Here is a 13,244-nt window from a genome sequence, read left to right on the forward strand (position 1 = left end):
CATAGCCTGTTCAATAGATTCTCTTTTCTCATTTACAAGAAGGAGAGTGTAACCGTTGACCAAAATAATAGAGGAAAACACAGGATCAAAGAATGTGGTTATAATAGGGGCAGGGAAAGAAGGAAAAGGTACATTTGGTGATATATTTCATGAAGTAGGATGGCATATAACATTTTTAGATAAGGATATAGATGTAATTCGTGCACTCTTACAAAAGAAAGCATATCAGGTGGAAGCAATATATGAAAATCGTGTTGAACAACATGAGATTAATAACTATGATGCTTATGAAATAAAAAATCATGCGGCGTATGAAGAGGATATTTTAGGTTGTGATGTGATCGTTTTTGCACTTTACCCCGATGATATCTTCGAAGCTATGGCTGACATACGAGATCTTTTAAAAAGAAGAGCTCATCAAAATCCAGAAAAAAAATTAACAATATTAAGCGGGACAAATAAGAATCGTATGATTTCTATCTATGAAAAGCATATGCTAAAGTTTTTTGATGAAAAAGAATTGTACTGGTATCAAAGAAATGTAGTGTTTCGGGATATGATCATTCGTAGAAGTGCCAATGCTATATCTACAAGTTCGCTATATTTATCCACAAAAGCGCTTTTATCATTATTGATCCAAGGTCCTGTTTATTTTGATGTCGCAATATTTCCATGGCTAGAACTTCGTGACCAGTTGGAAATGTTCAAAGATATAAAGATATTTACCTATAATTGCCCACATGCCGTCTGCGCATATGCTGGATATTGGAAGGGTTATAAAACAATAGAAGAAGCACAACAAGATTCTGAAATTAAAATGCTGATGGATGCTTGTTTAACAGAAGCAAAGGAAGCTATTCTAAAAGAGTTTCCTATAACAAGAGAGAATTTGGCGTTATTTATAATGATGCCAAAAGGATTTAAAAATGAAGAAGAATTGATAACCAGAGTTGCGCTGGATCCTGTTAGGAAATTATCAGAACATGATCGATTGACGGGAAATGCACTGTTATGTATAAAACATGGCATTGAACCGAAAAACTTAATCAAAGCCATAGCATATGGCATGGCTTATGATGAACCATCGGATAAAAAGGCACAATATATACAAAAGATGATTTCTGAAAAAGGGATTTCCTATGCTGTAAGCAAGGTTGTCGGATTGCCAGAACATCATGATATTGTACAAGGTATCGTCTATAATTATAAATGCTTAAAAAAACCAGCATAATGCTGGATTTTTTTTTGTCGAATCATATTCTTTCTAATTTCAATTATAATCAAAGAACTGTATTTTCTCTTGCAGAATCAAGAGATTGAACGTAAATATTTTTACTTTTTTATAATAAAAAAAGGAACACGGGCATATTCCTTTTTTTAAATGGGGAAAATAATGAATGAATAGGAGTAAATAAATACTACTTGCTCTTTTTTACCTTTTTAGGTAAATAGTGATAATTAAAAGATTTTGAATTATCACATTGCTTTCCAACGGTTATCAGCTGGCTTACTACATTCTTAATCACTTTCATAACGGAACCTCCCATAAACCATCGATAGTGCAACTTCCATCATTAAGAATCCAATGATATGGAAATATGAAATATCACCAAGGAAATAAAAGAAGCCACTTACTATCAGAAGTAGAGTAGAAACGACTTTACATCGAAGATGTAATTTATGGATAAGTGGATACTGCCATTGCTCTTTGGTAAAGTATGGTAGATTTTTAAAAAAGAGCATAACAGATATCAGGAGAAAACCAATTGTCATCCATATAAGATTCAATGTGGAATACCACAATGCAAGGATAAATGCTACAACTGTAATTCCAAAACATGCGATAAGGGAATTTGCATGATAGCCACCTGCATTTGATCTTAATAGATGAAATCCAATTAGATAAACTAGCATATCAATCAGTCTATGACTGATGAGAGCGATGCTTAAGATACCAATTGTATTAAGAATGTCACTTGATAGTGCAACCAATGCAAATCTGAAATAATCTACATCTTCTTCACTATCAATATACCCTTTCTTCCATAGATAAATTCCTAACTTATACCCATATTTTTCAATCATTTCTTCTACCTTCGGCCTAATCATACTACAATCCCAAATAAATTGGAATATTTGTGGTACGAATAGCAGAAATTGCGTCTGAATAGCAAAGAATAACTATAAAGCGCTTATAGATAAAGGGTTTTCTTCATTTCATAGTAGAAAATCTATGGATAATATATAAGCTATCTTGTATAATAAGGGATATATAAGGTTACATATAAGAAGGAATGAGGGAGTGCTTTAACATGAGGATAGCTATCGTAGATGATGAAAAATTTTACTTAGAGAGAATACGATCGATCGTTGAACAAACATTACCAGAATATGAAACAAAATGTTATCAAGATGTATCCGATTTTATAAAAGAAGCAGATGAGTTTGCCATAGTATTATTGGATATCGCAATGCCAGGAGAAGATGGTATTGAATTGGCTAAAAAGCTTAGACAAAAAGGCTGTGTGATCATTTTTGTGACGAGTATGAAAGAACGTATGCAAGAAGCTTTCGGTAAACATGTTGAAGGCTTTGTACTCAAAGAAGATCTTATGGATCAATTACCTAAAGTATTGGAAATCGTAGATGAAAGCCTATATATCGATCATAATTTCATTTATAAAGATGATCTTGGAAGAGAGAATAAGCTAGCCATATCCAGCATTTATTATTTGGAGGTCTATCGTAAAGATGTATATGTTTATAAAAAGGATGAAAAGATTCACTTACCTAATATGACATTAAAGGAATGCTACAACCAACTTGATCGCAATTTTGTATATGCCTCCCGCCATATGATAGTAAACGTTGCCCATATGGTGCATTTAAATAAACAGTATCAGATTTTTATGGACAATGAAGAAGTCCTTTATACCAATCGTTACTGTTATAAAGATGTCAGAGAAAAATTTATGGAGATAATACTATGAAACTTGCAGGCGATATTATTCTTTGTGTGTTCGATTTTGTAAGAATTTTGTTTTTTTATTGGCTTTTAAATGGAAAAAGGAAACTAAAATTTAATTACGAAGGTGTGGCTTTGGTGTTGCTAGGTATTGTATTAGATTATACACTAACTGTGGGCGTACCAATTCCATATATTTATTCAGAATTATTTTTTATTCTTGTGATTTGTTTTATTGGTGTCCTTTTGTTCCGTTTTTCTATTTATGCTTCCTTCATTTATGCCCTTCTTTATATTATGATAGGTCATCTTGTCTCTTTGATGGAAACAACAATTTACGGTGGTTTGTTAGATATTTCATTCCTTCACATGCCAGATCTTCAACAATTTTTAATCTCCTTAATTTATCAGTTTATATGTGCCTTGGTATGTATGCTATGTGCAAAATATTACAAAGGTTTAGGTGGAGAAAAAGATGTTCGATTACTACAACAGTTGGTGTTTTTATTAACGCCGACAACGGTGTTATATACGGAAATCTTTAATCTTTCCTTTCAAGAACCTGGAAATAATGCTTATGTCATGCTATCTTTTATAGCTTCTTTATCCTGTCTTACAATCATCTATATTGGAAAAGAAATTTGTTTACAAAAAGAAAAGGAATTACAAAATGCATTAACAGCACAAAAACTTGATGCTACGAAAACATATGCTGAGGATATTGCTTGTTACTATGAAAAAGCAAGAGAAATTCGTCATGATATGAAATCTTATTGGCAAATGATGGGCGTCTTATTAAAAGAGAAGAATTATGAAGAGGCTGAGAAGGTTGTTCACTTGCAAAATAAGTCGTTAGCGATTGATAAAGTCATCCCTTATTCAGGTAACACCTACCTTGATGCGATCTTATATCAAAATGTAATTAGTCATCCTGAAATCGATTTTCAAATACAAATACAGGATATCCATGATATTTATATGGATACTATGGATTTCTGTTCTTTGATCATCAATTTATTGAATAATGCGGTAGAAGGCGCAAAGGGGGAAGATAAATATGTCACAATTAGAATTGAACAAGATCGTTATAAGCTTTCTATTTGTGTGAGCAATCCTATAGAGCACGTAAAATCTTTGATCAGTGAGAAAGGGGATCAAGAACAACATGGATTAGGATTGAATATTATTCATAAAATTGTAGATGCATATGATGGTGAGGTTTTTATTCAACAGAAAAATAATGTCTTTACCATTAAGCTTATGGTTAGTAATCAATAACGAAGGCTTTCATGCTATTCATCCGTATTTTTTACTATTGGTACCAGAAACCTTGCGTGGTTAATTTTTCAATGGTAGCATAAAAGTAGAAAAGAGGTGCTGAGATATGAGTTTTCATGAATTTTATCAGAAATGGCAAGATCGAGAAATCAAAATTAAATTCAGAACAATAAAAGATAGACTGCAATATTACATCAATTGGATATGGGTGATTTTGACTCTAGGGGTATCTATGGCGGTTTATCATCTTTCCTATCATGGAACTCTCAGTAACTTAGTCGCAGACGTATTTATCGCATGTTCCATGTGTGTATTTCTTTATCTTGTGTTATTTGGTACGAAGCTCATGAAGAAAAGACGTTGCCGTCTATATGAAAATCATAGAATCTTTATTGAAACAAGAAGCAGATAAATTGGATGATGTTCCATTTGTCTGTTTTTTTTGAATTGATCATAAGGCGATGTGGAATACGTATTTCTATAAGGATATCAAATCAAAACAGCAAAATTTGTCAAAAGAAAGGGTAGTAATCAATCATGAGATAAATGATGAAAAAAGAAAGAGTTACCAGTAAAAAGATGAAAAAACTTCTATTATTTCATAAAAAAGTAGTCTATAATATAGAACGATAGGAAAGTTTTACTGATATAAAATGAAGGAAGGTAATACCATGAAGAAAGGTTATTCACGTCTTTGTTTGAAAGAACGTTGGGCTTCATTTGGAATATGTCTGATTGCTGGTATCGTAGCTGTAGCAGTTGCTGTCTTTTTCTTCATAAAAAACCAGAGGATGATAGGGACAGGTGCCTGTTTGGCTGCAGTAATTCTATTATTGATCAGTTGTTATATTTTTCAAATGAATATGAGAAGAAAGAAAATTAAAAAGGAATATAGTTTTGAATTTGATCGTGAACTATTTGCGAAAGAGCGATCTTGTCCGAAATGCGGCGCAAGTATAGGATCAAACGTATGTTATTGTCCAAAATGTGGCACAAAATTTTATTAGAAGGGAGGAAAAGCGTGTGGTAGATGTTATCGTTATTGGTGGAGGGCATGCCGGTGTAGAGGCTGCGCTTGCTTGTGCTAGAACCAATCATTCAACTATTTTATACTCCATGCACATAGATATGATTGCATCTATGCCATGTAATCCTAGTGTGGGGGGGCCGGCGAAGGGTATCGTTGTTCGTGAAATTGATGCTTTGGGGGGAGAGATGGGAAAGGCAGCTGATGCGACAGCTTTACAATTTAAGATGTTGAACACGACAAAAGGTCCCGGCGTACAGAGCCTTCGTGTTCAGTCAGATAAAATGGCTTATAAGGCTTATATGCAAGATGTTGTTTTACACCAAGAGCATTTAGAAGTACGAGAAATGTGTGTGGAAAAAGTATTATGCGAGAACAATAAAATAAAGGGTGTATTACAAAAAGATGGTATCATTCAAGAATGTAAGATGTTGATCATGACCACAGGAACCTTTATGAGTTCTACTGTGTTGGTTGGACATACCGCAACACCTAGCGGACCGGATGAAGAACCGACAACAGAACAGCTTAGTCAAAGTCTTCGTGATGTTGGTCTTTCTACCTTTCGATTAAAAACAGGAACACCGGCTCGTGTTTATACAAACTCTATCGATTTTAGTAAAACAGAAGTTCAGCCGGGAACCGATGAGTTTTTATGTTTTTCACAAGAAACGACGCAAATAAGACCATTTAAAGATCAGGTGGTTTGTTATTTAACTTATACAACCCCTGTGACACATGAAATTATCAATCGCAATTTAGATAAATCAGCGATGTATAGTGGATTGGTAAAAGGTGTAGGACCACGCTATTGTCCTAGCATTGAAGACAAGCTGGTGCGTTTTGCGGATAAAGAACGTCATCAAATATTTTTAGAACCGGAAAGCGAGCAACTTGATACAACTTATGTACAAGGCTTTTCAACCTCAATGCCGCATGATGTACAAGATGCGATGTTACACAGCCTTCCCGGGCTTGAGCATTGCCGTATCAAAAAATATGCATATGCGATTGAATATGATGCGATAGATCCTTTACAATGTAAGCCAAGCCTTGAAAATAAAATCATTGAAAACCTTTATACTGCAGGTCAAATCAATGGAACCAGTGGATATGAAGAAGCAGCTGCACAAGGCTTGATGGCAGGTATCAATGCCAGCCGTAAGCTAGATGGGAAAGTGCCTTTGGTATTGCATCGAGATGAAGCCTATATCGGTGTCATGATAGATGATCTAGTAACGAAAGGAACCAAAGAACCATATCGTTTATTAACATCACGTGCGGAATATCGATTGTTACTTCGTCATGATAATGCAGATTTACGATTGACACAATATGGATATGAAACAGGCTTGATCAAAGAAGAACGATATCAAAACTTCCTTTCTAAAAAGGACAAGATCAAGGAGGCGATGTCGTATTTGGATACCTTGCGTTTTACTTCTAAATCTGAAATCAATCAAAAGTTACTAGCAATGGGCTATGAATCACTTCGCAATGGAATTAGTGCAAGTGAGTTATTAAAACGCCCTAAAGTAACCATTCAGGATATTATTCCATATTTAGAATATGAGATAGATCCTGCAGTCGCAAAACAAGTTGAAATTGAAATCAAATATGAAGGATACATCAGTAAGGCGAAAAGAGATGCGGCACATTTACGTGCGATGGATGAACGAAAGCTTCCAGATAACCTAGACTATGAACATATCGAAAACTTGTCATTAGAAGCTCGCCAAAAGCTTGCGAAGGTACAACCGCAGACAATGGGTCAGGCATCTAGAATTTCAGGTGTGAATCCTGCTGATATCGCAGTGCTTGCAGTGTATTTGGAACAAATGAATCGAGGATGATCATCGATGTTCGAATACAGCATATAACAGAAAAATATCACAAAAGAAAACCCATAACTGTCTATGGGTTTTTATCGTTTAGAATAGGTATGATATCTAATAATGACGTTTTGATTGCGGTAGCCATAGCTTCGAATTTTTGAGAAGGGAATTTCATATCAGGGATACAAATGACATCAATACCACCACGATAAGCAGCTAGTATGCCGGTTTCACTGTCTTCTAAAACCAAAGCATCTAAAGGATCAACTGAAACCTTTTCACAGGCTTTAAGGAATATTTCAGGATCAGGTTTACCATGAGATACCTCATCCCCACAAATAGAATCATCAATATATGCTTCGATGTTTGCGCATCGTATGATCTCATCAACTCTATTTCTGGAACTACTTGTCGCAATCACAACCTTATAGCCTTGTTGATTTAGATATTGTAAAAGCTCATTCAATCCTGGTTTTTTAGGCACAAATTCCCTTAATCTTTCATCAATGCTAATATGTACCTCATCCCAAACCTCTTCCATAGGGAAATCGTTTCCGTAATGATCATAAAATACCTGACAAATGCCTTTTTTATTCTTCCCAAGACATTGAAGATAAAGAGATTCGTTAAAGTCTTGATATCCCAGCTGTTTTAATTTTTTTTCATATTCTTCAAACGTAACTCGTTCACTATCGATCATCAGACCATCCATATCAAATATTACTGCCTTTTTCATAATGCCACCTTTTCTTTCTTTATCATTATAATGGATGGATGATATCTTTACTAGCTTTATTTCGATTGATTTTTATACTGAAATAAACTAATTTTGTAACTAAGACATGTATAAGTAAAAAGGCAGTAGTCAGGAAAAGATGCAGGCATTGTTAAGCTCTAATGTATGAGGTTTCACAAAATGATAAGGTTTACATTGATGTTGTCAGGGTATCATAGTATAATAAAGGTAACAAAACAAGGAGGTCATCAATATGAAAAAGAAGACCATTATTACCATCAGTAGACAATTTGGTAGCGGCGGAAGAGAGGTAGGACAGAAGCTGGCAGAACAGCTGGGAATTCCATTCTACGATAAAGAATTAATTGAAATCGCCGCAAGAGAAAGCGGATTGGATAAGGAATTGTTTGAAGATGAAGAAACACGTACAAGCAAAGGATTCCATTTGTTAGGCGCATTGGGCTATTCTTTGGGAGGACCATTATCCACAATGACAGAATTATCCTTAAACGATCGTCTGTTTATTGTGCAATCACAGGTTGTAAAACAGGTTGCGGATGAAGGACCTTGTATCATCGTTGGTCGATGTGCAGATTATGTACTTAGAGATCGAGAAGATGTATTGCATGTATTTATTCATGCAGATATGGAAGATCGTAAAAATCGTGCTGTCCATTCTTATGAAGTAGATGAAAGAGATATTGAAGCATCTGTAAGAAAAATCGATAAACGTAGAAGTAATTATTATGAATATTATACAGATCGTAAATGGGGCAAGGCAGATAATTATGATGTTAGTATCAATACCAGTACATTCGGTATTGATCGAACCGTTTCTATTCTAAAAGATATGCTGGAAAAAAAGGAAATCTAACAAAAAAGGCACTTCATTTTGAAGTGTCTTTTCAAGAGATAAGGGTACCATAATTTCACAAGATTATCAGACAAAATCTTTAAGGAACCTATGCTATACTGAAACTATACTCGAGGAGGTTTCTATATGAATTGGAAATTGACACATACACAACAAGGCATGATCATTGAGAATATGGGAGGAAAAACATTAGGTTATGATCCAAACTCAGGAATAAAAATTCTGGAACAAGATGGTTATGCATTCAAGGATTTAGATGATAGCGGTTATCTAGAACCATTTGAAGACTGGCGTTTACCTATCAGTTTGCGTGTGCGTGATTTTTCTACAAGATTTGGTCTATGGCAAGAGGATCATCGCCTATATTATTGTAAAGGTGTGATTGATCTTCCTTTGGAAATTATTGCGATGATGGATCAATTTCAAAAAGAAGATATGAAGCTTTACTTAGATGAAACTTGGGATGATATTGATTATTTGAAAGAAAATGATATCATTATGGTATTGTTACTGATGTTTGATGCTTCTGATGATCAAAATAAAGATGGTTATTTATCACAGGTCGTGATGCAAAGTATGCATTTGGGTGTGTTTGAAAATATCGTCTATTCGATTTGGAAGGCGATGAAGCGATTTGTTTTAGATAGTAAGAAAAGACAGACTTTTAAAGGAACCATTGGATAATGATCGTAGATCTATGATTTCTTATGAAGTGATAATTGAAATAGAGGTATGTAATAAACTAAGAAAGTTGTACTTTCGATCGTGTTGTTATTGTTTGAATATAAGGAAAACTTGAAAAGCTCAATTCCTTCAAGCGAATTGAGCTTTTGAAATATTTGCAAAATAGCTATTTTACGGGTTTTATTAGTTTTAACCAATAGGTTTCCTTTTTGACAGTGAATCATCTGGTAACGATAACTCTGATACTCGCATGAATGGCATTGCTTTATCTGTTACTATTTAATATTTAGTTTTGCAAGCTTCCAACGCTAATCCAATCAAGCGATCAGTTTGGTCAGCCATGAAAAGTGGAATATTCAGCACATCATCATCCAGTTTCAGATTATTTAGAGAGAAGCGGATCCGAAGTTTCACTTGATCTGAAAATAGTTCCTTGAATTTTTTCAGACTTTTACTGGTGTTATTGGTTTCGGACTTGACCTCAACAGGGAAAATGTCGTTATCCCGTTGGATGAGGAAATCCACCTCATATGGTGGGTTTATCTGTGTCCAATATCGGGGAACGACTTTAAATTGTGTAACTAAGGTCTGTAGTACAAAGTTTTCGGTCAATGCACCTTTGAACTCTGTAAACAGGCGATTACCTTCGCCAAAGGCTGTAGGTGCCAGTTGAGCCAGTCGACGTAGCAAGCCTACATCCACCATATAAATTTTAAAAGCTGATAGGTCATCATAGGCAGCAACAGGAAGTCCAGGAGCTGTGCTGCGGTAGATTTTATGCACCAGGCGGGCATCTACAAGCCATTGAAGTGCATCCTCGTATTCACGGGCTCTGGCTCCTTCTTTCACAACCTTGTAGATGAACTTCTTGTTCTCCCTTGCCAACTGGGATGGTATGGACTTCCAGATCATTGAAATTTTTGGGAACTCACTTATGCTAGGATGTTTTGCAAAGTCACGTTCATAGGTACCAATGATGGCGGATAAGGCTTCTTGCATGGCAGAAACATCACGTGCTTCTGTCCACATTTTCACAGATTCTGGCATACCTCCAGTCACATAGTACATTTTTAGTTTTTCGTATAGAGGGTTAAAGAAAGCGTCAGGAATTGGCTCAATCGTGTTTACTGTTTCTAAATATTCAGCCAAGTTCTCATCACCATTTGCAAGCAAAAACTCAGTATAGGTCATAGGGTCTATCTGCATAAAGTTGACCTTTCCTACTGGGAAAGAAGATGGTTTTGCCAAAGCAATACCTAGCAATGAACCAGCGCAGGCAATGTGATATTGCGGAGCATTTTCGCAGAAATATTTCATGGAGTTGATGACTTTGGGACAGTCCTGTACTTCATCAAAAATGATAAGGGTTTTTTCGGCTACAATCTTCTGACCACTTGCCAGCATCAGATTCTGTAAGATTCGCTCTATATCTTTTGTAGTCTCAAAAAACTGCTTGTATTCTTCGTTTTCATCAAAATTGAAATAAGCAGTATTATCATAATAACGTCTACCGAACTCCTTGAGAATCCAGGTTTTTCCTACTTGACGAACACCTTTCATGATCAATGGTTTACGGTAAGGAGAATTTTTCCAGTTTAATAACTTATTCATAATCAATCGTTCCATATACATGCTCCTTCACACTTTTATACGTATTTTAGTGATATAAATCACACTTTTATTATATTCTTATGCTGTGGATAATACAACTATAACCAAAAATAAATACGATGATTTCATCCTGTTTTTTAATAAAATCTTCATTTGTGCAGGGATCTTTGGTTTTTTAACTAGAAATGATATTGCATATTGAAAATAGAAGAGACAAATTATTTGAGATTATTCACGCAAATATGAAAGTATGTGATACGGTATTCACATATATTCTGTAACATTTTTACTTTATTATGAATGATTCTAAATCATTTCTTATTGACAAGTAATATAAAACCAATTATGATAAATGTATCGTTTATGAGGAGGTGTAAGGCAAATGATAATTCGTATGATCAAAAGTACAGGCAATGATAAAAAAATGGCACATGATGCTTTTTGTCATACGATAACATTTAAGGTTTTCCACGAAATAGGGACAAGTGCGTCAAAAATTCGGGAAAACATAAAGTAAAAAGCCTTACATCATACGAACAATCATGATGAATGTCCCGCTTTTTGCTGGGGCTTTTTCTTTTCCCAAAAATAGTTAGGAAAGGAAATGTAACATGACAATACAATTAAATCATATCACAAAAGCGTATACACAGGATATTATTCTGGATGATATTACAATGACAATTAACGATGGTGAACACATTGCCATTGTAGGGGAAAATGGATGTGGGAAATCAACCTTATTAAAAATTATCGCAAAACTGGAACCTTGCCAGGAAGGAGAAGTATTACTTTCAAAACAAACGAAAATAGCTTATTTAAGTCAGATGTTTGATACATTTGAACAAACGGTATTTGCATATTTGATAGAAGCACATGAAGACCTTTTACATATTCAAGATCAATTGCAAAAATTGGAAGATGAAATGGCAACAAGTACAAATCAAGAAATAGATACATTGTTAGAGAACTATGGAAATCTACAAGAACGTTTTGAAAGAATGGGCGGTTATCAGCTCATGACATCCGTCGAACAAATTGCGCAAGGGCTTTCCATTGATCATTTACTTCAAAGGGAATATAAAAATCTAAGTGGAGGAGAAGTATCTCGTGTAAATCTAGCCAAACAACTACTCCAGAAGCCGGATGTTCTATTACTGGATGAACCCACCAATCATTTGGATTTTGTGGGAATTCGTTGGCTAGAACAATATATCCAAAACCTAAAACAAACGGTTATCATAGTAAGTCATGATCGTACCTTTTTAAATCATACAGTGAAAAAAATATATGAAATCACCTATGGTGAATTACAAATGTATATAGGAGATTATGATGATTATCGTAAACAGAAACAAGAGCGATATTTGTTATGGCAACAAGATTACGAGGAACAACAGAAAGAAATAAAAAAATTGAAAGATGCGATACGACGCTTTCGCCAATGGGGACAAGAAGGGGATAACGAAAAATTTTATAAGAAAGCTAAAATGCTGGAAAAACGATTAGAAATGATCAATAGAATCAAAAAGCCTCAAAACCTTACAAGAAAAATGGTAGTGGAGGTGAAAGAACGTCAACATAGTGCAAAAAAGGTATTAGAAATCAAACAATTATCAAAATCTTATGGTGATAAAACTATCTTCGCCCATATGAACGCATCTGTTTTTGCAAAGGATCGTATAGCGATTTGCGGGGAAAATGGAATGGGGAAAAGTACGTTGATCAAAATGATCATGCGGGAAGAACCAATAGACGAAGGAGAATTATTTGTGTCTGATACGACACAAATAGGATATCTTCCTCAGATGATTCATTTTGCGAACGAAGAAGAAAGAATCCTTGATTATGCACAATATGAACTTGGATGGCATGAAGAAGATACCAGAAGGTATTTATCCCGCTTTGGGTTTGATCAAATAGATATGTTCAAAAGAATTCAAATAATGAGTGGTGGTGAAAAAACAAGGTTAAAGCTTGCGATGATATTAAAAGAAGAAGTGAATGTTATCATCTTTGATGAACCAACCAATCATTTAGACTTCTCCAGTATTGAAATCATCGAACAGATTTTGAAAGAATATACTGGAACTTTGCTTTTGGTAACTCATGATCGATATTTTATTCGATCCTTATGCTCAAAGGTGTGGATGATTGAAAATCAAGGTATTCATGAATACCTCAATGAAAACTGGTTGATGAAATAAAAAAACAAACAAATGTTGCATTTGTCT

Annotated in this window: 12 protein-coding genes; 9 read left to right on the forward strand and 3 right to left on the reverse strand. The window is 34.7% G+C overall.

Annotated features, from left to right (window positions below; translation table 11 throughout):
- Positions 1 to 55: 55 nt before the first annotated feature.
- Entirely contained in the window at positions 56 to 1,231 is a 1,176-nt protein-coding gene (locus tag UGRO018_RS05275; protein ID WP_416325416.1) for a mannitol dehydrogenase family protein, read from the forward strand.
- A gap of 287 nt (positions 1,232 to 1,518) precedes the next feature.
- Here UGRO018_RS05275 and UGRO018_RS05280 read toward each other — a convergent pair whose 3' ends face one another.
- Complete coding sequence (locus tag UGRO018_RS05280; protein ID WP_416325417.1) at positions 1,519 to 2,109, reverse strand: accessory gene regulator B family protein; 591 nt, start codon at positions 2,107 to 2,109, stop codon at positions 1,519 to 1,521.
- 203 nt (positions 2,110 to 2,312) lie between these two features.
- On the opposite strand from UGRO018_RS05280, the gene UGRO018_RS05285 reads away from it, so the two are divergent.
- The 5 genes from UGRO018_RS05285 to mnmG all read left to right on the forward strand — a co-directional run bounded on the left by UGRO018_RS05285 (position 2,313) and on the right by mnmG (position 7,123).
- Complete coding sequence (locus UGRO018_RS05285; RefSeq protein WP_416325418.1) at positions 2,313 to 2,990, forward strand: LytR/AlgR family response regulator transcription factor; 678 nt, start codon at positions 2,313 to 2,315, stop codon at positions 2,988 to 2,990.
- Positions 2,987 to 4,243 (forward strand): sensor histidine kinase, encoded by a 1,257-nt coding sequence (locus UGRO018_RS05290; RefSeq protein ID WP_416325419.1) that lies wholly within the window; start codon positions 2,987 to 2,989, stop codon positions 4,241 to 4,243. The genes UGRO018_RS05285 and UGRO018_RS05290 overlap by 4 nt, the downstream gene beginning before the upstream one ends.
- Before the next feature lie 106 nt (positions 4,244 to 4,349).
- Positions 4,350 to 4,655: a hypothetical protein gene (locus UGRO018_RS05295; protein ID WP_416325420.1), complete on the forward strand. Its 306-nt coding sequence runs from the start codon at positions 4,350 to 4,352 to the stop codon at positions 4,653 to 4,655.
- Positions 4,656 to 4,914: 259 nt separating this feature from the next.
- On the forward strand, positions 4,915 to 5,250 hold the full coding sequence (locus UGRO018_RS05300; protein WP_416325421.1) for a hypothetical protein: 336 nt from the start codon (positions 4,915 to 4,917) through the stop codon (positions 5,248 to 5,250).
- A gap of 16 nt (positions 5,251 to 5,266) precedes the next feature.
- Positions 5,267 to 7,123, forward strand: coding sequence for a tRNA uridine-5-carboxymethylaminomethyl(34) synthesis enzyme MnmG (gene mnmG / locus UGRO018_RS05305; protein ID WP_416325422.1), 1,857 nt, complete (start codon positions 5,267 to 5,269; stop codon positions 7,121 to 7,123).
- 61 nt (positions 7,124 to 7,184) lie between these two features.
- On the opposite strand, the gene UGRO018_RS05310 is transcribed toward mnmG, so the two are convergent.
- Positions 7,185 to 7,841 carry an HAD family hydrolase gene (locus UGRO018_RS05310; protein WP_416325423.1) on the reverse strand — a complete coding sequence of 219 codons (657 nt, stop codon included), beginning with the start codon at positions 7,839 to 7,841 and terminating at the stop codon, positions 7,185 to 7,187.
- Positions 7,842 to 8,094: 253 nt separating this feature from the next.
- Between UGRO018_RS05310 and UGRO018_RS05315 the strand changes: the two genes are divergently transcribed.
- Positions 8,095 to 8,715: a cytidylate kinase-like family protein gene (locus UGRO018_RS05315; protein ID WP_416325424.1), complete on the forward strand. Its 621-nt coding sequence runs from the start codon at positions 8,095 to 8,097 to the stop codon at positions 8,713 to 8,715.
- A gap of 126 nt (positions 8,716 to 8,841) precedes the next feature.
- The gene (locus tag UGRO018_RS05320) at positions 8,842 to 9,399 is read left to right on the forward strand and encodes a beta-glucosidase (RefSeq protein ID WP_416325425.1); all 558 of its coding nucleotides are present in this window, start codon (positions 8,842 to 8,844) and stop codon (positions 9,397 to 9,399) included.
- A gap of 279 nt (positions 9,400 to 9,678) precedes the next feature.
- On the opposite strand, the gene UGRO018_RS05325 is transcribed toward UGRO018_RS05320, so the two are convergent.
- On the reverse strand, positions 9,679 to 11,025 hold the full coding sequence (locus UGRO018_RS05325; protein ID WP_416325426.1) for an ATP-binding protein: 1,347 nt from the start codon (positions 11,023 to 11,025) through the stop codon (positions 9,679 to 9,681).
- A 596-nt stretch (positions 11,026 to 11,621) separates the two neighbouring features.
- Here UGRO018_RS05325 and abc-f point away from each other — a divergent pair.
- Entirely contained in the window at positions 11,622 to 13,217 is a 1,596-nt protein-coding gene (abc-f, locus tag UGRO018_RS05330) for a ribosomal protection-like ABC-F family protein (RefSeq protein WP_416325427.1), read from the forward strand.
- Positions 13,218 to 13,244 lie beyond the last annotated feature (27 nt).

Origin of the sequence: Hoskinsella mucinilytica, assembly GCF_045223415.1 — a bacterium.
In the GTDB taxonomy this organism is placed as follows: domain Bacteria; phylum Bacillota_I; class Bacilli_A; order Erysipelotrichales; family Erysipelotrichaceae; genus Hoskinsella; species Hoskinsella mucinilytica.